The following is a 23,661-nucleotide window of genomic DNA, read 5'->3' on the forward strand; positions in this document are numbered from 1 at the left end:
CGGGGCGATTCCGTACAAGGAGATCCAGTCGCGAAGTATTGAACTCTGCAACTGGTGCGTCGGTCGCCGCATGTATGAGGACGGTCTGGCGCGGGACCCAGAGCACTGGCTGATGGATCAGAGCGACGTGGCGCGAATGGTCCGCGAAGCAGGTTTTGAGATGGTGGATGGGTCTGGGAGGACGCTTCCCGAGAGGCAAATGTTCAGCCGTATCGAGGAAGTTTGGGAGTCGATCGATGTCGCGTGCGTACTCTGTGCCGCCCCGAACACCTTCAACGCCGTTCACATACTTTCGAGTGCGAGTAAGCCATGGACGCATTGCCATGCATGCTTTACGTCGAAGCTCGCCGGTTGGCAAAACGAGTTCTATGGAAAGTTCGGATTGATTCGAGAGCACGACGGGTATGCGAAGCTATCGGATCCAGTCTCTGCGCACTGTTCTGAGCCCGACTGTGGTGCGAGCAGGAAGGTCTCCATCTGTGCGCTCGCTGCTGGCACCCCTCCTTGCTTGCGGTGCGCAGAGGGGATCGACCCGGATCTCCCTCACTGGATATATCTGATCCACTTTCTACCCCTTGGGCTGATCAAGGTCGGAATCACGCATAGCGAGCCGAGGGTGTATGACCGCATCGCTGCCCACATCTCTCGGGGCGGTGTCCTGATTGATCGGCGCCTCGTTCCGAATCGGGAGGCTGCTCGCACTGTCGAGGATTGTGTATTGGAGTCGATGCGCCAGCATTTACGCTCTGGAGATCCGAGAGACTTCCCTCAAGGAGGGTGGACCGAGACCTGGGTCGACAGTGCTCCCTCCTTGGACCTCGGCGCGATGATTGATGAAATCGCTACCCAGAAGGCCCCTGGATTCGATCGAGTGTCAAGAGTGGAAGACTCCCCTTCTTCGTCGGCAGTGGACAGCGGTATGCACAGTAGGTTCGTGTTATCTGAGGAGGTTTCGGAGAGTGGAGAGGTCACTCATTCCGTGGCCTTTGTTCATCCACTGCTTGAGTGATCAATTTCCGTCTCAGCTTCGCTGTAGTTGGACAGGTGGGGTGGAGTGGTACGAAGTAAGGCGTCAGCATGGGCGTATGACTGATCTTGATCACCAACGAGCGGTGTAGATCGCGAATTCACAGGTCGCGGGTCTGGTGTGAATGACGAGTGGGGTACTCGCGCCGGTCGGCGGCCAATGACCTTGGTGTAGATCATTGGGTGGGTCCGGTTCCGGCGGGATGCCTGGTTCGGCTGCGCCCGCAGCTTGCCCCAGCCTACGATCCGTCGGCAGGTCGGCATGCCACAAGATCGTGGGAGGGCCCGGGATGCAGGAGCGGCTGCCGAAGAGCGCGAGGTGTCGAGCTGGCTGGCCCGTGAGCTGAAGCGACGGCTGAGAGACCGGGCGGCCGTCTTGCGGGAGGTCGAGATCAACCTGCGGCTGGCGGAAACCGACGGCGATATCCCCGGCCTGCTGGCCGTCGCGCACACCACCGGTGCCCAGGCGCTGTCCGTGCCCGGCGAGGTGAAGTGCAGTTGGCACAGACAGGTCGTCACTGCCGTCCGGGACCAGTTCGGCCTTCGCTACCTGCAGGGCCCCCACGGGACAACGGGTGTGTATGTGATCGTCCATTTCGGCGGCAGCGCCTGGGACACCGGGGACAGCCGACGGGCGCAGTCAGCCCGCCTTAGTTTGGACGGGCTCCGGCAAGACCTCCGCCAGGAGGCAACCGATCTGGCCGAGCGAGGCGTCACCCACCCATGTCTGCGTTCTGGATGCCTCGCTCGAAGTCGATGCTCCGTCGGGGTCAGACCCTGGGATGAGCGGGCCACGTTCACATGGTCACCGAGCCTGACCTGTCGGCCGAGTGCGCCAGCGAGCAGCCACATCCTCCTCGCTGGCGCATGCGCCTATGCCAAGACCCGGGCCAAGGAGAACCTTTCACTGCGTCCTGCAGCGCGTAGCGGTAGCCGAAGCGTTGTGGGAGGTATCCCGCAATCCGAGTCGCTGCTGGGGCTGCTGGACACGTAGAGGGGGGTAGACGGGTTCGATGGCCACGGAGCAGTTCACTGCTACGGCTGGTGCCGTCGTCCTCGCGTCTGATAAGACGTGTGCGGGCTGGAGAGCGCTTGAGATGAAGGGCTGCCCATGGGGTCGTGGGTGCGCCGAAGATTGATCCGGTCCCGGTTGCGAGCAGCGTGACTCGCCAGCGAGGTGGTCAGACCTGTCTGCACTCCCGCGCTCGTCGCACGTGTATGCCGACTCGTGCGTTTCGGCTCCAGATCACGCCCGACAGTGATCCGACGTCATTCTGAGATCTCGATGCGAGGCCGGGTGTGGCCACACTCGCACTTCCCCACCTCCGCTGGAACCACTGTTCCGCAGTTCAGACAGGTCCACTGATGAGCGGGCACGGTCAGAGCTTCCTTGAGCACGGGCAGCTCGGGCGTGGGGATGTCGGTGAGGCCGCGGGCGGTCTGCTGACGGACGAGGAGATCGGGGTCGGAGAGCAGTGGGTGAGCGTCGCGGTGTCGCAGACTGTCGGCGAGGGCTGCGGCGCGAGCGTGTGCTGCTCCGGCCCGGATGAGGGCGTCGTCGTCGGGGAGGGAAAGATCGGGCCAGTGGCAGGCGAGGAACTGGGCCGTGCGCAACCGGGTGCGCGGGCCGAGGGTGGGCAGTTCCGTCACCAGGTGTGTGCCGAGGTGGCTGGGAACTTGGGCGGTCTCAGCCAGCGCCAAAGCGAGAGTGACGAGCCAGGTGTTGCCCTGCCGCAGAGCTCGCAGGAGCAAGTAGTCGTCGATGAGGACTGCGGCGTGTCCGGGCGCGGGGGCGCGGGTGCTGGGTTGGTAGAGGAGGCTCCAGTTAGTTCTTTCGGGGTTCTCCTGGCTGAGGCTGCGCAGTTGGGCGCTGATGAGGGTGCTGTCGTAGCCGCAGGCTTTGATGGTGAGGCGGAGAAGGCTTCGGGTCAGGTCCGGCTGCTGTCGTACCGCCGCCGCCGAGATCTTCAATGCCCCGACGGTTCTCATTCCAAGGACGCCGATGAACGCCGCTGCCTCATCGAGGTGCCAGGCCTGCGCCGGCGCGAGCGTGACGGGTTCCTCGTCGAGGCTGGTCAGAAGGTGGAAGAGCGCCGTCATGTCCAGAGCCGACTGGGCCAGCCATGTCAGTGCATCCGAGCTGCCGAGCTGCCGGATGGTCTTGAGGGTGACTGTGTGGCCCAGCCTTGGGAGCTCCACATCCAGCCATTCCAGTGTGTCCAAGGTGATGTGGGTGGCGATGTTTGCGACGGCTGATGCAGTCTCCGGCCGTTGGGGCACCAGGTGGGTGACAGCGGCGCGTATCAGTTCGTCGGAGCCGTGGATGCGCCCCAAATCCGCCTCGGCGTCATCGTCGCCGAGAGCTTCCAGGGCTGCCTGGAGAACGTCGAGTTCGCCATCTGTCAGTTCTCTGCCGCTCCGGTGGGCCTCCTGTTGCAGGCGCAGGGCGGTTACGACGGCTTCCAGCCGAGGGCTCATCGCAGCCGCGGCTGCGCATAGCTGCTCGGTCTGTGCAGCGTTGAGGTCCTCGCCAGCGAGACGGATGATGAACTCGGCGCGCGGGGATTGTCCCTCGCTCAGATCGATGACGTGCTCGGAGGAAGCCGGCGGATAGCGGTCTAGAAAAGTGGTCAGGCGGTCCAGCTGGGCCTGCCGGTAGGTGTGCAGGGCCGCCTCTGGGAACACGGCTCCGTCCTGGATCGCGGCATGGACGAGGTCGAGGGTTCCATCGCCCTGGTCGATGGCGAGGGTGATGAGGGCGTCGGCGGCCAGCGGGGACAGGCTCGCGGCCAGCCGCGCGGACTCTGGCCGTTCGACGGCGGCCCCGTCCATCCACTCGCTCAGGGCTGCTGCGTTCCGCACGGCCCAGCGTGCCTCACCGATCTCGGCGAACAGGCGGGTGCGGGCGGTGAGGGTGCCATGGGGGGTGTCGGAGATAAACACCCCGGCGGTGGCATCCCAGTGCTCCAGGATGTGCCGGGCGGCGGCAGCGGCGGTGCCGGGCGCTTTGCCCCAGTGCTGCTGGAGCCGGTCGCTGACCGCGCTATGGGCGTGTTGCCATGGGGTGCTGCCGTGGGCGGCCACCAGCCGGGCGATGTCGTCAAAGCAGTCGAGGAGAACATCTGCGGTCAGTTCGGGGGCCGTGTCCGGCACGGTCAGGGTGGTTCGGCGCATCTCCCATAGGCGGACGCTGCTGTCGATCACCTCCTGCAGCAGACCGGCGCGTCCCGAGGGGACAGCTCGCGCCAGCTGCTGGGCGATGAGCAGCACCATCAGTGTGGCCAGCAGCGGAACACGCCACAGGTCGGGTTCGGCGTGCCGGGAGTGTGCGATACGCGCTCTGCGCTCCGTCTTCCACCCGGCGTCCGCTGCTTCATCGCCCAGCTGCTCGGCCACGTCAACCAGGAGCCGGTCGAGGGTGCCGGTCAGATGCCAGGGGTCCTGCAGCCGGTATACGGGCAGCCGTAGCAGCCCGGCAGAGTGGAGGCAGGAGTGCCGGGAGGTGACCAGGACATCTAGATCCGCGGGTAGCCGGTCGAGGAGGTCAGCCACAGCTTCCACGACCGGATCCCGGCGCCCCAGGGTCTCGTCGAGCGCATCCAGGACGAGGAGGGCTTGGCCCTGTTCGACGCGGGCTAGCAGCTCTTCGGTCAGTAGAGGCTGGGCGTCGCCGACCGCGGCACCGATGAGATCACGAACCTCCAGCCTGTAGGGGCCGGTGGCGGGCAGGAGCGGGATGAGGTCGCGAAGGCGTAGCCATACGGGGACAGGCGCGCGATCGTTCGCGGCCCAGCGCGCTGCGATCAGCCGGGAAGCCACGGTCTTACCCGCTCCCGGTCGCCCCACCAGAAAGAGTCGCCCCTGGCGGCGTACCGCGTCGACAAGCCTGTCGTCTTTGTTCTCGCGACCGGGCGGTGTTGCGCGAAGGTTTTTGGTCATGCCCGGCGCGGTCATCGACGTGAGTCCCAGCCCAAGGTCAGCGAGAGGCAGGACGTCCTGGTTCTGCGCCCATTCTGCGCGGTAGCGCTTGATGGCCTGATCCCGGGCTTCCAACTGGGCTGCGGCAGAACCGGAGGCATCGGCGGTGAGCGGCAGGTGGGCGTCTGTGAGCCAGCTCCGCCAGATGCCCTGGTTGGAGGTGGCACGTTGCTCTGCCTGGGTGCGGGCTGCGGCGCGCAGGGCGCGGAAGGCAGCCTGCCCGTTTCCTGCGGAAACGACGGCCGCGTTCAGGCACGCGGTGCCCAGCGCCTCGCCGGGGTTGTTGTCCCGGGCGTCCACGACGCGGATCGCGGCTGCGTCCAGCAGACGTTGTATGCCCGAGGCATCGAGACCGTGCCCGGCTGCCAGTCGCCGCAGCTGCTGAAGGTGCTCGGCTGCAGTAGCGGTCGGGGAGGCACCGTCACGTCGGGACACCAGGGCATCACCCAAGCTCTGATAGGTCACCGTGGTTCGGGCGACCACGAGGAGCAGCTCGTCACCCGGCTTGCACTCGCCGGAGGCGACAGCACGGCACCACTGGTCGACTGTGTCCTCGAACGCCTTGCGCCCGGCGCTGAGTTTCGCCTGCATGAAGGCACGCGTGCCATCGCCGAGGTCGACAACGACGTCGTCAACGTGGAGGTCCACCTCCATCCGCAGCAGAACCGGAGGCGCACCAGAGCGCAGCCACGGGACCGGCTCCCCCAGCAACCCGTAGACGGCGAGCAGAGCCGCCACTCCGGCCCGGTGGCTGGCGCCCGCTTCATTGCTCGCCCCGCCGAGCGCGCCGCGCTTCGCTGTCCGCATAAACCGCATTCCTCCCGGCACCGAGCCTTTACCAGGCTGTGCCCCAGGACCGACCTCTTCTTCGCGTTGATGCTATGCCGAACCGGGGCACGCCGATGCCGGAGGCTCAACGCCCCTAGGACCGATCATCGGCCGTAGGACCTCTGCGGCGAGTCGCTACTCGTCGACGCGGACGGCACCCTGCGGCCGCAGATCAAACTGATTCAGGTCACCGATGCCTATCGGCACTAAAGTGTGGGCACCTCGCTCATCCCGGCGCTTGCCCACGACTTTGTCCGCCCTGTCGCGAGGTGTCCTGGTCTGCTCCGATCAGCCGGTCAGGGCGGCACCTCGAACACCAGCTCTCGCCCAGTGGCACTGGGTGCGCTGAATACTCGGAGCGTCGCGGTGGCGCAGAGAGAGCACCGGCAGAGCCGTGTACGAAGGGCGTCACCATCACTGACTCGCCGAGGGAGCGCCGGGCCTGGGAGGCGGCGGGGGCGTCTTGCCCCCGCTGATGCCGCCTGGGTAGGCTGCCCACGGCCATGCGGATCCCGGGCTGAAGCGCCGGGTCTGACAGCGACTCACCTCCGACCCATGCGGACGAGCCAGTAACTCGTGCGACACGTCGGTTGACAGGGTTCCCTCATTCTTCTGCGGCCCAGGCGCGTTTTCGTGTCGGCAACCGCTCCTGAGATGTGATGTGAGACAGAAATGATTCATTCGTTCATCGCGCACACCAGCCCTGGCCGGAGCAGGGTGTTCGCCCTGGTGAAGGGTCCTGGGGACGAACTGGAGACGGTGACCACGCTGGGAGCCGGTGATCTCCACGTGACCGGGGAACTGGTCAGTGCGCTGAACTGTTTTCTGTACGACCGGGACGACCATGCCCTTGGAGAGGTGCTCGACCGGGTGCCCAAGGCGGTCCGCATGGCCGTGCAGCAGTACCTGAAGGACAAGTGCCCTCCGGTCATGGGGGCCTTCACCGAGTGCGGGCCGGTCGAGGTCGTTCGCGAGGCTGTGTATTTCGGAAAGATCGACGAGGAACTTGAGGAGTACCTTGAAGGGGCTTACATGATCGGACTCGGTATCCGCATGTCGAATGAGCGGCAGCGCGATGGGGGCGTCGGGTGGGTCATCCGCCTGCTCAACGACGAGGTTTCCGTACCGGCCAGCGCCGAGCCGCGCACCTGGGCCATCCCTGAGGGCGCGAAGCTCGCGCGGACCTGGACGAGCAAGCAGAGGTTCAGCGGTGCCGGTCCTGTTCGCGGCGCGCTCCAGGTGGCGGCAGACGCAACGGATCAGGACAGGTGGGTGAGGATCCATACGCTGCTGCACAGCCGCTACGACGTCGACTTCGAAGGCAGCGGAACCTCGGAGTCCGTCGTCGACGTCTTCGATGCCCCCATCCCGCTGAAGCAGCGGGGCGAGTAGGACCGGAGGGGGCTTCGGCCCGGCTTAATCGTCGGACCACCCAGAACGGCGCAAGAGGGATTGCTTGCAGCCGGTGCCGCCACGGACGTGGACGAGGGGGCGCCGGCCCGTCCGGCTCTGTCGGTTTCTCAGGCCTCTGCACTGGTGATGCTGCCCACTATCGTTCGGTCCGTACAGACAACGGCGCGCCGGCTGCCGCGGCTCCGCTGGCGGCGCCCCCAACGCATCAGCGGCACCGCCCGGCAACTCCACGGCCAAGAGACCTCCACGCTCGCAGAAATCGTGCGCATCGGCAGTCGTCTATCGCCTGCCCGCACACGTAGAACCACTGGCGCTGTACGTCCGAAGTTGAGAGAGGCGAGATGGGTGCTGATGCGCTCCTCGACCGCATGTAGACCCTGCGAGGGCGTTTCGGTCTGCCGTGTCGCTCGCCGTTACTGGGAACGGCCGCTTTCGGAAGTCCCTAGGGCTCGGATGGTGGAGGCGATATCTGGACGACCGTACCTGTCGATGAGGGTGGCCAGGGTGTCGATCAGATGGAGTCTGGCTTCGTCAGGAAGCTGGTCGGCGAAGGCGTGGAGCATACGGGCAAGAGGCGCCCAGTGACCTTGCGGTGCGTAGGCGGCTGCGGTGCTGTGGAGTTTTTCGAGGCGGGAGAGCGTGTCCTCGTCGATGGTCTGCGGTGCGGTAGCGAACCAGTAGGACAGGGCCAGTGAGGGGTCGCTCATCAGCGTGTCGCGCAGGTCTCGGGCTTCCTTCAAACAGCGGTTCCGCTTGGCGACGCGCTGTTCTTCCTCGTGCAGGTGACGCTGTTGCTGGGCGATTGTGCTCACGGCCTCGGGGTCGGCTGTCAGGCTGGCCTGTGCCCAGGTCAGTCTGACGGGCGCGTTGGGGATGTTTGTGGAGTAGCCGAGGAGGGTGTTGACGCGTGCGGTGGCTGGAGTGATGTCGGTCAGGGCGTGGGTGGAGGTGATGTTGCGGGCGATGGTTAGGGCGTGGTGGGCTGCGACGGCTTCGGGGGTGTGGTGGGGATGGGGCGAGGGGAGTTCTTCCCAGGCTCCGTCAAGGGTGAGGGTGAAGGGGTAGCCGGAAGTTGAGCTGGGGGCCGAGCAGGTGGTGTGGAGGCTGCCTGCGCGGGGTGTGGGCCAGCCACTGTTTTTACGGCGTGGTCGGCGCAGCATGTGGGCGCGTAGGAGCGTTCGGGTCTGCTTCTCGGAGGGCGATGAGGAGTTCGTCGCGCAGGTGGGTGCGTTCGGTGGGCTGTTGTCCTGCGTGCGCGGGTTCCCAGCCGTTGGCCGCGTGATTGAGGAGGATGTAACGCTGTGGGAGGTATGTCCGGTCGGCGTGGGAGCGGAGGATCGCTTCGGTGAAGGTTTCGATAACGGCGGTCCGCAGTCCGGGATGGGCGAGGGCGGCATCGAGCCATGTGTCGACGGCGGCCTGGACTGCGGTTGTCGTGCCGTCGAGGGCGCAGCGCCAGCCCGTGAGGGTCCAGGTGTCGGGTTCGGTGTTGTCTGCGGTCAGGAGGATGGGAATGCCGTTGGGGACGGCCCTGGCCGCGAGATGAAGGAAGGCGCGGCGGGCGGCGGCGGTGTAGTGGGGCTGGGTGGCGTCGAACCAGGAGGTGAGGGTGGTGCGGATCGTTTCCTGGAGCCCTTCTTGGTCCCATAGTTCCATCAGGGCGTCACCGACGGCGTCTGTAACGCGGGGTTCGGTGGTGTTAGCGGCGATTTCGGCGAGTCGTTTCAGAGCGATGTTGGGGTAGGCGGGGCCGAGCTGTGCCAGGGCTCCGGCAAGTGCCTGTTTGAGGGCGACGGGTGTGTGCTTGCTTTTGGTGGCGTCGGTCGTGTCCGGGGCTTTGGCCCAGGCGAGGTATCGAGTGCGGGCGAGTCTGCCGGTCACGGGGTCGATTGCGGCGGCGACGAGGAGGTCCTGGGCGTGGTGCCTGAAGTCACGGGAGTTCGTCCAATGGGTGGCGATCGCGCGCAGGACGGTGAGGTTCTGTTTGGTGAGGGTGTAGCGGGTGACCCACTGGCTGACGCGGTTGGCCAGCGGGGTGCCGAGTTCGCTGGGTAGTGCTGCGGCCTGGTCTGCGGTCCAGCGGGTGAAGGCTTCGACGTGATGGGGGCGGTCGACCCAGAAGTAGTCGACGGTGGCCTCTGCGTATCCGGGCTTCACGAAGCGGATGCGGTTGTCAGATCCCAGCTCCGCGCCGATCGCGTGGGTGAGTTGGATGATGCCTGGGCCTTGTTGCCCCTTGGTGGGTTCGGGGGTGTCGCCGAGTGCAGTGCCGAGCTCGGTGTGGGCTTCGTAGACGGTTCCGGCGGATGCGCCGTCGAGGACGGCGGCAGCGAGTAGGTAGGTGCGGTGGCCGCTGTCCGTGTTCTTGGAGTGCCAATCGAGCAGCTTGGCGCGCCAGTTCTGGACGGACTGGACGACGGATTCGACGAGGTCCTGGAAATCTTTGCGCTCTTCGGTGGAATGGTTGAGCTTGACGGCGGTGTTGATTTTCTCTGCCCAGCGGACGGCCTGGGCGGGTGTCGCGCCTTCGAGGTGCTGTGTGATCTTCCCTTCGCCGAGCCATCTGTCCAGTTGGTCGACAGGGGTTTGCTGAGCATCAAGGTGGGCGCGCAGTACGTGGAGGGCGTCTGGTGGGTTCAGGTGGTGGGCTAGGTCCGGGGCTTCGTCGGCGACACGGGTCCAGTTGTCGGTGTGGGTGATCACGGCGAGGAACGAGCTGGTTTCACGCAGGTGGTCGGTGACTTCTCTCAGATGGAGTCCGAAGCTGGTTGGGAGCACCTCCGCTTCGTCTCTGAGGTCCAGGATCCAGCCCGTGTCGTCGTCTTTGAGTCCTTCGAGCTCCACCTTGTCGTTGGGTTCGCGCCGGACCTGGCGGATGGTCTTCACGTCTTGGGAGGTGAGGACGTGGAGGGCTGTGGTGTAGCGGCCGGTGCCGGCGCGGGCGTGGATGACGGCGACTCGGTGGGCGGCCAGAATTGTGTCGATGGCTTGCGTCGTCTGATCGTTGGCGAGGTAGCAACGGAGGCGACTGTCGATCCACTCTGCGGGCAGGGGTGTTCCCCGCAGGCGTTGGATCTCGCTGTTGTTCTGTACGCCGATGACTGTGCCGTGGTTGACCGGAACGCTCTGCTCGACTCTCGCACCGCGTCCGCCCTCGGCGGCAGTCTCGGCACTGCTGTCTTCGCGTTTGTCTTCGGTTTCTGGAAAGGGGTCGGTGTCGGGCGTGATCGCCGGAGAGGGGGGCGGCGTCCCTTCGGCGGACGGGTTGCTGGCTTCGGGGCCTTCGGCAGTCTGTGCCAGCGTGATCGCAGCGGCTTCGTCTGTGTGCTCCGGTGTGTCATGGGGTGCTGCATTGAGGGTGGGGGTGGTGTTCTCGTCGGCTGCGACGGCCGGTGCGCTGGCAGGGAACGCCGGAACAGTGGCGGAGGCTGGCGGCAGGGAGGTGGCCGGGTGCGGGTCGGTGGGTTCGTTCAGCGTCAACGCTCAGCCCTTCGGGCGGAAGTATTGGGCACGGTCGCACAGTGGGTGGTGGGAGGTGTGCTATCCGCCGATCCGCCGGCCCTTCATGCCGATCAGTTTGGCGCCGGCGTCGACCGTTCCCACGTCCTGGACGACCTGGGCGTTGCCGACGACCTCGTCGGCTTTCATCCCGGTGGCCTCTCCGGTCAGTGTGGAGAGCGTCTGGTGTACGAAGGGCCCGGAGGCGGGGCGGCTTTCACCGGCGAAGGTCAGTCGCTGGCTGTAGACGTCTTCGAGGGCTCCGCGCAGTCGTGCCACGTTCCGCAGGAGTTTCTGGTCTGAGGAGCTGACGGGGACGTCACCGCAGGCGTAGGAGGCGAGGACGTCCCGCAGGATTTCGAGTTCCGCCTGTCGGGCCTGGAGCCTGTCCTCGTCGGGTTGGAGCGGCAGCTGGAGCGTTCCGACGAGGGCGTCGGGTGTGGTGACGTCCGGTTCGGGCTCTCTGCGCCGGGGGCCGAGCAGGTGCTCCAGGCGTTGGAAGGCGAAGGTCAATACGGCGGGCAGGGCGGAACTGATCAGGGTGATCTCGACAGGATCCGGCATGCTGTGCTCCCCCGTTTTCCGGAATGACGGACCGCCTGATTCTTTCCGGGGTCCAGGGGTGCTGGTGGAAGCTTCCCGAAAGGTGACGAAAACCTTTCGCCTTATCGATCTTGAATTGTTCGACCAGAATTGAGCGGTTCCAGATTCGGCCATCTGGCCGGTCAGTGTGGATCGTGCTTGGGATGATCAGTATCGTTCGGCGGCGCGTGGCCATGTTGAACATAGGGGGCTTCGTCAGGGAAGCGGGCTACTCTGACTTGCCGCCAGACCACGTCGAACGAGGTACTCCCATGGCTCTTTCTGAATTTCTGTAAGGCTTGCCAACTTGTGACGGGGTCGAGAATCCAGCGGAGCAGGTGAAGTCGCATGACCACAGCGTCCCCGCGCCTCAGCTAGCGGGGAGGGAGATTCGTGATTCGTCAGGTTATACCTCCGGTTCGTGCGAATATTTTCTGCCACTGCCTCTGCGTTTCCGAAGGGAGATTTGGCAACTTCTGCTTCTGTTGATACTCAAGAGGTTTCGGCTGGGTGGCCACGGGCCCAGGTATCTCAGCCACCGCCTGCCCGCCGACGGGAGCCGGGAGGGCTCTGTTTTTGGCTCTGGCCCTCCCTGGACTGCCGCGAGGAGTCTTCGGGCTGGCGCATGAGGGGGTCGGAAGCCCGTGGTTTGGCCAGCGAGTGTGAGCGTCCCGCAATTTGGGGCTGGATTACCGGTGGCCCTGTGCCAGCCATGGGTGCTTTCCCCTCTTGTCGACTGCAGGACCGGCTGAACGTGAGGATCGCCGTTCACCTGCCCGGTGATCCACAGGCGCCTCGGGGTGTGCGGCATCGTCTCGCCCAGGGTGGCCACGACCGTGTGTTGTCGCGGCGGGGCGACTGCCGCGCCCACGCCGCGTGTCTTGCTCAGTTTTCGCCCGGTGGGGGCGTACCTGATTTCTCTGCCTCCACTCGGGCCTGCGTTTCCCGCTCGGCAGTATCGGACATGGGGCGATCGACGCCGGCTGCTTGAGCAGTCCACGGCTCCACCCTGCTCGATTCGCGGCCCATCGGCGGGAGGGGGACGGCGGACTTCTTCTCGTGTCGGATCGGGTGCTGCTCGCCGTCCCTGCGCGGGTTGGCCTCTCCCGATCTGTTGCTCACCCCTGTCCCGTTCGTCCGGGGAAGACAGGCGGTATGGCCGCGGGCGGATGCGGGAGGGCTGATGATGTCAGCCCCGTGGCGGTGTGTGGCGGGTGGTGGGGTCGAGGCGGCTGAAGGCCCAGCGTACGAGGTCTTTGGTGAGGGTGAGTCCTGGGTTGTCGTCGAGGGCATCGCGGAGGTGGAGGGTGAGTTTGGCCCAGTTACGGAAGGAGCCGTGGCCTGCGTGGTCGTCGGTGTAGAGGACCAGGCCGGGGTCAGCCTGGTTCCAGATGGGGTGATAGGCGGGGATGGTGTTTTCCACTTCGGCGGGGGTGAGGGGGGCGAACTGGTACCAGTCGAGGATGCGGGAGTGCAGGGCCGGGCAGCTGAGGATCTTCTGCCGGGTGTTGCCGCTGCCGACGAGTATGACGGCGGCCCGCTGTTCATCGTCGCCCCACAGGTCGCGGATGTATTCAAGGGCGGTGTGACTGAGCCACTGCACTTCGTCGAGGAGAAGAACGCGTCGGGGTTCTTGTTCGAGGGCCTCTTTGATGTCCCGTCCGCACAGGTCTGCGGAATCGGGCGGGTCTCCGGGCAGCTCCAGGGCGCGCCAGAGGTTTCCGCGGAGTTCGCTCATGTTGGGGGCCTGGCGGAAGCGCAGGCGCAGGGTGGTGTCGGGGGCGTGGCGGCGCAGGGCGGTGTGGACGGCGAAGGTTTTGCCGAGGCCGACGGTCCCGTGGATGCAGACGATGGCGGTGTGCTTGATGGCTTTCTTGATGCGGTCTTCGGTTTCGGCGACGGCTTTGGTTCCCATGGTGTTGGCCTCGGTGAGGCCGAGGTAGTGGTCTTTGGCGGGTGGGGGCAGCTGGCTGGGCCGGCGGGGTGGGGTGGGTGTCGTCTGGGTCATGTCGGGTCCTGTCCGGGGTGGTGGGGTGGGGTGTTGAGGGGGCGGGTCCACTCGTCTGCGGGGGTGGGCAGGGGGATGAAGTCGGGCAGGGCTTCCGCTTGGAGGTTGAAGCCGTCGAGGTCGCGCAGGTGTTGGAGTGCCTGGTCTTCGGGCAGGGCGACCAGCGGGGTGGGGTGCTGGGGTTCGGTTGCGGCGGCGTAGCGGATGCGCCGGTTCTTCTCTGCCTTTTTCAGTCGGGCGCGCAGACGGTCGGCTTCGCGGCGCTGGGCGCGTTTGAGGTCGCGGATCTGTTGGGGGGTTGCTTGGTTGGCCATGAAGGCCGGGCCGAGGTGGTGGCCTGTTCGGGGGTCGTAGAGTTCGACGCGGTGGTCGTGGTGGGGGAGGTAGCGGAGGGTGACTTTTTCGCCGACGAAGCCGTGCATCCAGTCGGCGATGTAGTCGCTCTTGTGCCAGCGCACGCCGGAGTTGTTGATGGTGAGCGGTTTGCCGTGTCGCTCGAGGGTGTAGGTGTGGAGGGCTTCGGCGGTGATGGTTTCGATGAGGGCGGTGTCGTTGTTCCAGGCTTGGGCCGGGGTCTGGTGGTCGAGGTCTTTGATGGTGTGTTCGTGGTTCCACCAGTGGACCCATTCCCGGACCCGGGCGACGAAGGCTTCGAAGTGGATCAGGGGCTGGTCGGGGTCGACGGGCTTGCCGCCGTGCAGGGTGGGGGCGTGGGTGTAGCCGGGCATGCCGGCGAACAGTGTCTTCTTGATGGCTCCATTGACGGCTTCGACGGTGGGTTTACCTTCGGGGGTGTAGGGAGGCAGGGCGATGCGTTCGGTTCCCAGGGCGCCGAGTGCTTCGCCGACGGTGGTGCAGAGGAATTCTTTGCCGCCGTCGACGCGGACGCGGTCCGGGATGCCGCCGAAGGGACCGTGGTGTTCGTCGATGAGGACGGCGTCGCGGATGGCGACGAGGACGGCTTCCCGGCTGGGCCGCTGGGGGGTGATGGCGAATCCGCAGATGGCGCAGGTGGCGCAGTCGACGAAGAAGGTGATCCAGGGTTTGCGGGTGTGGCCGCCGATGGTGATTTTGACGCTTGCCTCGACGTGGTCGGTTTCCCAGGCGTAGTTGCGGTGGTGGCGTTGGCGCTTGCCGCCCACGTCGTAGGAACGGCGGGCCTTTTCGCCGTGTCGCAGGCCTGCGCGGAGTCCGGGTGAGAGGGCCCGGTTAGCGGCTTTGTGAAAGGTGGGGAGAGAGGGCAGCGGGGGGTCGCCGGGCTCGTGGTCGGCTTGGAGTTCGCGCCAGGCGGCGGTGACGTTGCCGCGCCAGCGTGCGACGGCGTCGAGCATGACGGCGTTCAGTTCGAAGCGTTGGCGGGCGGTGGGGGTGTAGATGCCGTTGTTGGCGCGGGCGTTGGCGAGCCAGCGGTCGACAGTGCGGGGGTCTACGCCGAAGGCGTCGGCGACGCCGGTGATTCGGGGGCGGGTGAGTTGGTGGTCGTCCTGGAGTGCGAGGAGGCGGCGTACAGCGACGGTGCGCAGGGCCGTCATGTTCGGGGGTGGCTGCATGGCAGTTCCCTTCGCGGGAGGGTGGGGTCAGGTGGGTGAGAGGGAGAGGAGGCCTGCTCCGTAGGTCTTGCCTTTGCCGATACCGCCTCGCAGGGCGGAGGTCAGGAGGTCGGTGTTGGTGACGCGGGCGATGCCTTCGAACTGAGTGAGCTTGTGGAAGGGCCCGGGGCGGGTGCGGTCCTGGCGGGGGAAGGGACGGGGGGTGGTGTGGCAAGTGAGGACGTCGAGTCCAGCTGTCTGGGCGCGGCGTTGCCACCACTGGAGGGCTGCGGGGCCGGTGAGGGGGGTGGTCTTGCCGCGGCGTTTGCCGGTGACGGGGTGGGGGTGGGGTGTGCCTGCGGAGCGGTCGATGGTGGGTGCGGCGGTGATGCGGTAGTGGGCGGTGATGCCCGGACGCAGGGCCTGGAACATGGCGGTGAGTGTCTTTGTGTGGGCGGTGCCGTACTGGTGGGGCAGCGCGGCCAGGTCGGGCTGTGTGGCGGTCTGGATGAGCACGATGGGTTCGTGTGTGGTTTCGAGGCGGAACAGCAGGCCCGCGGTGGCGCGGGGCGTGGAGCCGAGGTTGTCGGGGACCAGGCGCATGAGGGTTTTGTGGAGGCTGACGGCGTCGGCGAGGTCGGCCCGGACGGCACCGTGGCGGGGGTTGAGGGTGAGGCGGGTGAGGGTGGGGGCGTTCACGCTCGGTCTCCGAGGATGTAGGTGGTGAGAGCGTCGAGGGGGCGGGGGCCGGCGTAGAGGCTGGCGGGGAGGTGTTCGGTGGTGAGCCAGAGGGGGCGGGGCAGGTGGCGGCGGGCGTGGGTGGTGAGGTCGGCCGGTTCGCTGACCGCTTCACGGTCGGGATAGAGGGGGCTGGCGCCGGGCGGGGGGTGCTCCCATACGAAGGTGACGGAGATGGGGTCGGTTGTGCGAGGCGGTGTGGCGCGGGTCAGTGGGACGCGGGTGCGCAGTTCGGTGACGGGGTCTGTGGTGTGGGCGTTGATGATCAGGGGTTCGTCGGGCGGGCAGGATCGCCGGCCGAGGAAGAGGCCGAAGTGCGGTGCGGTGAGGGTGTCGGTGATGTGAGCGATGAGGGCGTCGGGGCCTTCGACGGCGACGGTGAAGCAGGCGCCGGTGAGGTAGTCGCGCCGGGAGACGAGGATGGATGCCTTTTCCGGGCGGCGCTTCCCTTCTGCGGTGTGCAGCTGCTGCTCGCGGAGGTAGCCGCCGCCGACGGTGTGGAAGTCGCGGTAGCGGGTGCCGGGGTCGTCGATACGGATCGTGAAGGTGAGGTCGTGGTGGCTGGGAGTGCCGGGCAGGTGGGGGTAGGAGTCGAGGGCGTGTTCGCGGGTGCGGCCCTGGGCTGCGGCGAACATGCCGATCAGGGCGGAGCGGGTGGGGAAGGCGCTGGTGTCTCGGTTACGGAAGACTCCCCGTTCGCCCCAGGACTGCTGGAGGCCGGCCAGGCGCAGGATGAGGCCGCTCATGCGGGTATGGCGGGGGTGAGGGCTGCGGTGGCGCAGGCTGCGGCGAGGGTGTCGAAGGAGGTGTGGTGGGTGCCGAGCGGGTCGGTGAGGGGGCCGGTGGTTGTGGCGTGGCCGTGGGCGATGCGGCGCCGGGTTCCCATGAGGCGGTTGATGGTGGTCGCGTAGTCGGTGAGGGCTGTGATCGCCGGGGTGCTGTAGCCGCCTCGGGGGGCGGCTTTGACGGGTTGTTCGAAGGCGGCGCCGTAGGAGATGGAGCGGCTGTCGCGGATGGTGTAGTGGACGAGGTCGGGGATGGTGTGGGGTGCGGTGGCGGTCTTCTTGCCGCTCGGCATGGCGGTGATGAAGTGCCAGGTGAACAGTTCGATGAGTTCGTGGATGGTGTCGGCGGGAGTGTCGGCGCCGAGGTTGCGTTGCAGTTCGGTGATGTTGACGGTGGCGAACCGGTAGAAGACGCCGGTGGTCAGGAAGGTGGTCTCCAGATGGGCACTGCCGCTGTCGCCGGGCTGGGGCCAGTCCTCGACGGCGGTGAAGTAGTCCGGTTGCAGGTCGCTTTGGTGCACGGTGAAAGCGGGTGCCATCTGGACGGCGGCTTCAATGTGGCCGGCGGGCAGTTCGGCGAGCATGCGTCCGAAGAGGTTGATGCTGGCGGTTCGGCGGATCAGGTGGCGGGCGACTTCCTTCGCGTTCAGTACCGCTGGGGGCTTCTTCCTCGTACCGGCGGTGTCTTGCTCGGCGAGGGTTTCTTCCAGTTCGGCTCGGTTCTTCTCGCACAGGGTGATCAGGTCGTCGATGACGTCCTTCGGTAGATAGAGCATGGCCTTGGTCTGGTAGTTCGGTTCGTGCTTCAGTCCGTCTTTCTTGGCGGACAGGACGATCTGGGCGGCGGCGAAGGCGGCGAGTTCCTCGGGCCATCCGTTCTGGTGAAGGCGCTTGGCGAGAACGAGGGGAAGCATGCGGGTGCGGGCGGCGGGCTCGTTGAGGTCGTGCTCGACGGCGTGGCGTACGGCGCGTTTCCAGCTCTGGCTGGAGACGAATCCCCGCACGGTGTTGCCGAACTCGATCGTTTTGGGTTCCTGGTGCTCGTTGCGGTTGAGGTTGGCTGCGGTGATGGGCTGCAGGATGTGCAGGTCGAGGAAACGGGCGGGGACGTGCAAGGGGGTGCTCCTGTGGGTGGGGTGGTGACACGGGTGGGGCGCCGTGTTGCCAGGGTTTGAGGCCGCAGCCGGGCGCGGGGCGGGCGAACAAGGCGGGGCCGGATGTCCATGGCCGGGTTCCGGGGGTGGTCGGGGGGCTGATCGCAGTGCGGCGGAGGGATCAGGCGGCGGGCTCGTCTTCGAGCGCCAGGTAGAAGGAGTCACTCCAGCGCAGTGCGACCTTGTCGCGGTGGTAGGAGCGCTGGATGAGGTCGTTCAGCAGCACAGCCCAGTCGGGCGTCAGGCCGCTGCGCAGCAGCCGGGTCACGTCCTGCGGCAGGCGGCGGTGGAGCTGGTCGTCACCGAGGCGGTTGAGGACGTGGAGCCTGTCGCCGGTGCGCTGTTCGCTGTACCCGGCGTTCCGGACCGCGGTGGCGAGGGTGGCTCCCAGATTGGGCCGGGAGAACCAGGGCTGGACGGCGACCGGCCCGGTGGAGTCTGGTGGTGCGGCGCTGGCCGTGCCGACAGTCGGTACCGGGCCGGGTGTCGGCGCGTGGGGGCCAGGGTCGTCAGCGTCGTGGCAGGTGGGGTCGGCCAGGGCGATGAGGGAGGCGGTGGTGTAGAAAGCGCGGCGTCCGGGTCTGCGGATGGTGCGGCGCAGGTAGCTGTGCATGAGGGCGCATTCCTCGATGGGCCGGCCCCGTCCGGTGCTGAGTTTCTTGCGGATACCGGGCTGCCGGCACAGTTCGTGGATCATGTCGACGAACTCGTCGTAACCAGCGTGGTGTCCGGCTGCGGTGGGCATCAGGTGCTGCTCTTTCGGTGTGGGGCAGATTGCCGGCGGAGGTCGCGGACGGCGATCGCGACGGCGCGGGCGGCCGCGGTACTGCGTTGCCGGGCGGTGCGGGTGGTGGTGCGGAGCGCTGTGGCGGCGGCCTCGGTGAATGCCGCCGGTGCGGGGGTGTCCGGTTGATCCAGCAGTCGCCAGAAGACGGCTTCCGCCAGGGGCCAGTAGCGGGTGGCGGCGTCATCGGTCCAGGCGGGGTCGCGCCCGGTTCTCTTCGACCGCGGCTTCGCTGCGGGACTGGTGGTTGCCTGCCATGCCTGCCTGGTGACCGTGGTGAGTCTCTTCGCGACCTCTTCGGCGGCCCGGCAGCAGTCGGCGATGCGCTGTGCAGCGTGCGGGTCGTGTTCCTGTGTCCAGTGCAGCAGGGGCGGCGTGAGGGCGGTGTACCACTGGTGGTCGATGGTTTTGCCGTCCTGGTCGAAGCCGTGGACACGTATGCGCAGGGTGCGGCGCAGGTCAGGGGGAAGGTCGTTGAGGGTGCTGAAGATGTCGGGTCTGCGGGTGGTGCTGTTCTCGTCGGGGGCGAGGAGGAGGGTGTCCAGCTCGCGCCACCAGGCGCGGTCCGCGTCCGCGCGCCGGGTGCTGCGGCGGCGTTCCACCGGTTTGGTGGGGTCGATGGTGTAGGCGAGGTAGGGGTCGGTGGTTTCGAGTCTGGGCTGCCGGGAAGGCACGGCCCAGGTGAGGTAGGCGTCGGTGACGGTGGCGCCGTCGTTGCCGGGTATGAGGAGGATCGCGTGCCGGGAGCGGCCGGTCAGGAGCCGGCCGGGCCAGGTGACCGGGTGCGGTGGATCGAACGGATCAGCCGGCTTAGGGAGTTCCCAGGGGCAGTGGTCATCACTGAGCTGCTCGTCCCCGGTGAAGGAGGGGCATCCGGCCAGGAGGGTCTCGTGCAGAGTGCGGCCCAGTGGGTGGAAGGAGACGGTCGCTCTCAGCGGGCCGCTGCTGAGCTGCTTGCTGGAGATGACGTCTGCGGTGCGGGGGGTACCGGTGCCGGATCGGCCGTAGAAGTGGTGGATGAGCAGGTGCTGCAGTGCCTCGGCGGTGGGAACGGGCTCGGCTCTGAGGTCGTGGTGGGGGCTGAACCAGGCGAAGTTGTTTCCTGCCGGGCGGCCGGTGACGAGCGTGTTGATGCCGGTGCTGTCGTCGCAGTGGGCGCGTAGTGCGGGGTCCTGCAGCCAGGGCCGCACCGGGTCGAAGACATTCCACTGGTGCTGAGCGAAGTACGTGTGCACCTGGTCGGGATCGAAGCGGCCGGCGTCGAGGCAGGAGCGCCGCAGTCGGTTCCACTCGGATGCGCCGAGTTCGGGATCGTCCAGGCCGGTGATGCGGGCGGTGATGGCGACCGCGATGCGCAGCAGGGCGGATGCGGCGGGCGGATGCGGCAGTGCGAGGTCGTCGAAGGTGTGGGCGCGCAGGAACAGGTCCAGCAGCCCGACCCGGTCGTGGCGGAAACCTGTGCGCACCTCGATCCATGGGTCTGTGGCGGCGCTGAAGGAGGTGGGTAACGGTATCGGAGGCATGAGCAGGAGCCTTTGTCGTACGGCGTGAGGGTGCATCGCCCTTGCGGGGCGAACGTGAACGGGTGGTCCGGGGCGTCATGAGCCCGGGGACGGTGGTGTCTGGGTGTTCAGCGCGGGAGGGGCATGCGGCGCCTGCGCGGGGACACGAAATCGCGTGGCGGGCAGTGTGGGGCGCAAAGGTGCTGCAGCCGGTCGGGCAGAGTGAGTGGACGTCCTTGTGGGACGACGCGTCGGGCCGTGCGGGTGGAGCTTCGGCGCTCGCGTGGAAGGAAGCGAATCACGTGGCGCAAGCAGCGCACAAATCGCAAGATTGTTTCAATATTAACCTGTGGCCTGATAGCACCTGGGAGGTGCTTCCTCGTTCCGGATCATGCCTGGTCCTTGCGTTGGACGAGTCCGAGGTCCGGGTCCATCCGCAGGATGTACTGACCGAAACGGTGTTCATGTGGTGGTTGGTTCGTCTCGGTGGGGAGCAGGACCGTGCCGGTGAGCAGAGCGTGCTGCTGCCAGCTGTCGGGCGGCTGGTGGCGTGGGCCTGAGCGGGAGACCCAGGCTGCGGGGACGGGCAGGGTGTGCTCGAGGATGCGCCGGACGTGCTTCGCGCTCAGATGGGGCTGGTCGGGCAGTGGGTGATGGCCGGCCGCGTCGAAGGTCAGAGTGCCGTTGGCGGTGCGGTAACAGGGCAGCAGTCGGCGCGGCAGGGTGCCCAGGCGGGTCGCTGCCTGGGCCGTGGTGAGGTGCTGGCGGTGCAGGTCGGCCAGGGAGGAGACCCGCTGCGGGGCGGGCACGAGGTGGACGGCGCTCAGGTGCTGTTCTGCGGTCATCCGGGTGTGATGGCCGGCCATTAGGGTCCGCAGGCGCGCGGTTTCGGCGGCGAACGGCGAGGAATCACCGTGAATCGCTTCGACCAAGTCCTGGACGTCGTCGGGTAGGGACAGAGGCCCTCCCGCCCGTTGCTTCAGCAGGCGGGCGGTGGCGTGCACGACGGTCGCGGGCTCAAGTTGGCGCCAGCCGGGCGGCAGAGCTGTGGTCCTGCGGCTGTTCACCGGATGCAGGACCGTCAGACACGGGCCCTGCTCGGTGTTCCACCACGCGGGGCGGCGGGCGCCGGCGGCCCACTGGCGGGAGAAACGGCCCAGGCGGCCCGCGCGCTGCAGCAGGCGGGCGACCGAGGCCAGGTCGCTGACCATCAGGTCGACGTCGATGTCCAGACTCATGTCGAGCAGGCTGGTGGTGACGACGACCAGCCGCTCGGGGCGCTGGCCTGTGGGGCCGAGCAGGCGCCGCAACTGCGACACAGTCCTCTCCCGGCGGCGGTCCCCGACCCGGGCGTGGACCAGTAACAGCTCGTCAGATGCCCCGGGCCACGTGCCGTGGAGGTGTTCGTAGGTGTCCTGGGCATCGGCGACGGTCGCGCACACGACCGCCGCGCAGCCGCCATCGTGGAGCACCGGCTCGAGGGCGTCGGCGATCACGGCGAGCCGCTCCCCCGCGCCGGCCGGCCGGCCGGGCTCGAACCGGCGGTGGACGACGTCGCGGATCTCGACGCGGACGGGGCGGCGCTGCCGGTCCATGTGCCGAGCACGGGCACCGCTGTCCATGTGCGTGGTGCGGGCGGTGGCGGCGTCAGCGAACATCCAGCCGGGAAAGGTGGGAGCCAGGATACGTCCGCCCAGTACGCGGGTGGTGTGCCCGGCGCCCGACAGATAGGCGCGCACCAGGTCGGTGCTCGTGGAGGCCGGCAGGGTCGCGGACAGCAGCACGACCGGGCATCGCAGTGCCCCGAGCCAGTTGAGCAGACGGCGCAGCTGGAGCTGGCTGAACGGAGCCAGGGCGTGCGCTTCGTCGATGATGACGGTCTTCCCCGTCATGGCCAGCAGGCGCAGCGCGCTGTGGCGTACCGGGAGCGCGGCCATCTGCGCCTGGTCGACGGTAGCGACGGTGAACTGAGCGAGCAGCGCGTTCTCCCAACCGCGCAGCCACGCGTCCGGCCCGGCCGGACCGGGCCCCTCCTCCCCTTCCACCTCGTCACCTTCCTCCGGAAGCGTCCCGTCGGCGTCGGCGGGCGGTTCGCGGGGGCCGTCGAGGACGGACCCCTCGTCGGAGGCAAGGAGGCCGTCGGTGTACGCCCGGTTCAGCCAGGCGGCACTGTGCACGAGAGTGACCGGGGCCGACTCGGGGCGGTGGGCGCGGACGTACCGGTCGAGGACGTCGTAGGCCGCGTCGGCCGCCGCGGTGGTCGGCAGCAGCCACATCGCCCCCTGCGTTCCGCAGTACTCGCTGAAAATCCGTGCCAGCTCCAGAGCGGTCGCGCTCTTGCCCGAACCGGTGGCATCCGTGACCACCACGATGCCGCTCCCCCGCGCCGCCACTGCGGCCGGCATCTGCCCGAGAACTGATGCCTGCGCCTCATTGGGTTCACCCATACCCCCGTGCGCGGTGTTGAACGCGGTCGGCCCCAGGCCGAACCGGGTCAGGCCTGAGTCCTCCACCGCCTGTCGTGCCTGGTGACGGGCGTGGGTGTAGTGCTCGTGCGCGCCGAAGGCGGGCATGTGGGCGTTCGGCAGCCAGAACCCGCGCCGGCTCGCGAGCCGGTCCGCGAGCATGGTCAGTCCGGTGATCAGTACCGAGGCCTCGGCCGTCATCCGGCCGGGAGCCTTCTCCACACCGAACAGGTACCACAGCAGGCGGGTGTAACGGCGGCGCAGATCCTGCCAGAGCGGCCCGCCCAGTGTGGCGTTCACCCGCCCCGCAGACGCGGCCTGATCCACATCCACCTGCAGGAAACGGCCATGGTGTCCACCCAGACACTGAGCGGCCCTGACAGCCGGACTGTCATTACCCCCCAGAGCAAACCCGAGCTCGACCAACAGCCCCAGCCCCACATGCATCGACGCCCGGGCATGCCCCACCGGCGCCACCGGACCCATATCCGCCAGCAGTTCCTCCCCCACCCGCAGCCGCGCCGACGGCTCACAACACTGAAAGTGCGGGGTCAGCTTCCCGAGGTCATGCATGCCTGCGAGGAAGGCCACCACCCGACGGGCATCCCCCACCGGCATACCCAGCCCGTGAGCGATCACGTCCCGTTGGCTGGCGGTCAGGAACCGGTCCCAGAGCTCGGCAGCGACCGCACCCACATCAACCATGTGGAACAACAGCGCATACGACGCACGTGTAACAGCGTCCCACTTCCCCCACGGACTCAGATCGATTGCACCGTAACGGCCGTCCTCCACAAATCTCACGAGGCCAAATCTGCCATTGTTGAGACAGGTTGATCCCCGGAAAGCTGTAGCGGGACACAAGAAAATTCTACGCTGAACGGTGCCGGCACACCCGCCACACTAACCTCGCCCAAGCGAAGGCGACTCGGGCTCCGGGCACTCCACCGGTCGCATAAGCAGCTCATCTCGCGCAAGCAGGGAACCCAGTGGACCCGCGAAGCCCTTCGACCATGCAGCTGAGGGAAAACAGACCCGCGCGCCTGCTACGCTGCGGCTCAGCAAGCCTCTACCCCTTGTGCAAGCAGGGGGACACCGCGGCCCCTCGCTCCCGCCCGGGATCCGGCACTCCGCCCCGCGCGAGCAGGGGTGACACGCACCAGCTGTGCGGCCCCCTGGAGATCCACGACTCAACCCCCGCGCAAGCAGGGGTGACTCAGCCATCTACTCCAGATTCACCTCGACAATCGGCTCGACGCCGCGCAAGCGGAGGTGACACCTGCTCACTCAGATAAGGACTGCCCTGGTCAGGCTGCTCAATCTTCTCCGCCCCTGCAGAAGCGACACGACGGACACGCACAGTAATCTGCC

Annotated in this window: 14 protein-coding genes; 2 read left to right on the plus strand and 12 right to left on the minus strand. The window is 67.2% G+C overall.

Annotation, left to right across the window (positions count from 1 at the left end; genetic code table 11):
• Positions 1-1,345: 1,345 nt before the first annotated feature.
• A complete protein-coding gene (locus ACH4S7_RS31585) occupies positions 1,346-2,020 on the plus strand; it encodes a hypothetical protein (protein ID WP_398524783.1) in 675 nt (224 codons plus the stop codon).
• Between the two features lie 275 nt (positions 2,021-2,295).
• On the opposite strand, the gene ACH4S7_RS31590 is transcribed toward ACH4S7_RS31585, so the two are convergent.
• Positions 2,296-5,811, minus strand: coding sequence for an NACHT domain-containing protein (locus ACH4S7_RS31590; protein ID WP_398524784.1), 3,516 nt, complete (start codon positions 5,809-5,811; stop codon positions 2,296-2,298).
• Between the two features lie 738 nt (positions 5,812-6,549).
• On the opposite strand from ACH4S7_RS31590, the gene ACH4S7_RS31595 reads away from it, so the two are divergent.
• Positions 6,550-7,224, plus strand: a complete 675-nt coding sequence (locus ACH4S7_RS31595) for a hypothetical protein (RefSeq protein WP_398524785.1) — start codon at positions 6,550-6,552, stop codon at positions 7,222-7,224.
• 434 nt (positions 7,225-7,658) lie between these two features.
• Here ACH4S7_RS31595 and ACH4S7_RS31600 read toward each other — a convergent pair whose 3' ends face one another.
• From ACH4S7_RS31600 to ACH4S7_RS31650, 11 genes are all read right to left on the minus strand, one after another.
• Positions 7,659-8,405, minus strand: a complete 747-nt coding sequence (locus ACH4S7_RS31600; RefSeq protein ID WP_398524786.1) for a hypothetical protein — start codon at positions 8,403-8,405, stop codon at positions 7,659-7,661.
• Positions 8,383-10,725 (minus strand): hypothetical protein, encoded by a 2,343-nt coding sequence (locus ACH4S7_RS31605; RefSeq protein WP_398524787.1) that lies wholly within the window; start codon positions 10,723-10,725, stop codon positions 8,383-8,385. Before ACH4S7_RS31605 ends, ACH4S7_RS31600 begins: the two co-directional genes overlap by 23 nt.
• 60 nt (positions 10,726-10,785) lie before the next feature.
• Positions 10,786-11,307, minus strand: coding sequence for a hypothetical protein (locus tag ACH4S7_RS31610; protein ID WP_398524788.1), 522 nt, complete (start codon positions 11,305-11,307; stop codon positions 10,786-10,788).
• 1,207 nt (positions 11,308-12,514) lie between these two features.
• On the minus strand, positions 12,515-13,333 hold the full coding sequence (locus ACH4S7_RS31615; protein WP_398524789.1) for an AAA family ATPase: 819 nt from the start codon (positions 13,331-13,333) through the stop codon (positions 12,515-12,517).
• Complete coding sequence (locus tag ACH4S7_RS31620) at positions 13,330-14,883, minus strand: Mu transposase C-terminal domain-containing protein (protein ID WP_398524790.1); 1,554 nt, start codon at positions 14,881-14,883, stop codon at positions 13,330-13,332. The genes ACH4S7_RS31615 and ACH4S7_RS31620 overlap by 4 nt, the downstream gene beginning before the upstream one ends.
• A gap of 27 nt (positions 14,884-14,910) precedes the next feature.
• Positions 14,911-15,561, minus strand: a complete 651-nt coding sequence (cas6e, locus tag ACH4S7_RS31625; RefSeq protein WP_398524791.1) for a type I-E CRISPR-associated protein Cas6/Cse3/CasE — start codon at positions 15,559-15,561, stop codon at positions 14,911-14,913.
• Positions 15,558-16,346, minus strand: coding sequence for a type I-E CRISPR-associated protein Cas5/CasD (cas5e, locus tag ACH4S7_RS31630; protein WP_398524792.1), 789 nt, complete (start codon positions 16,344-16,346; stop codon positions 15,558-15,560). Before cas5e ends, cas6e begins: the two co-directional genes overlap by 4 nt.
• Positions 16,343-17,500: a type I-E CRISPR-associated protein Cas7/Cse4/CasC gene (gene cas7e / locus ACH4S7_RS31635; protein WP_398524793.1), complete on the minus strand. Its 1,158-nt coding sequence runs from the start codon at positions 17,498-17,500 to the stop codon at positions 16,343-16,345. Before cas7e ends, cas5e begins: the two co-directional genes overlap by 4 nt.
• 160 nt (positions 17,501-17,660) lie before the next feature.
• Complete coding sequence (gene casB / locus ACH4S7_RS31640) at positions 17,661-18,284, minus strand: type I-E CRISPR-associated protein Cse2/CasB (RefSeq protein WP_398524794.1); 624 nt, start codon at positions 18,282-18,284, stop codon at positions 17,661-17,663.
• Entirely contained in the window at positions 18,284-19,846 is a 1,563-nt protein-coding gene (casA, locus tag ACH4S7_RS31645) for a type I-E CRISPR-associated protein Cse1/CasA (protein WP_398524795.1), read from the minus strand. The genes casB and casA overlap by 1 nt, the downstream gene beginning before the upstream one ends.
• 368 nt (positions 19,847-20,214) lie before the next feature.
• Positions 20,215-23,094 (minus strand): CRISPR-associated endonuclease Cas3'', encoded by a 2,880-nt coding sequence (locus tag ACH4S7_RS31650; protein WP_398524796.1) that lies wholly within the window; start codon positions 23,092-23,094, stop codon positions 20,215-20,217.
• Positions 23,095-23,661 lie beyond the last annotated feature (567 nt).

It is taken from the genome of Streptomyces sp. NPDC020965 (assembly GCF_044333555.1).
GTDB lineage: Bacteria > Actinomycetota > Actinomycetes > Streptomycetales > Streptomycetaceae > Streptomyces.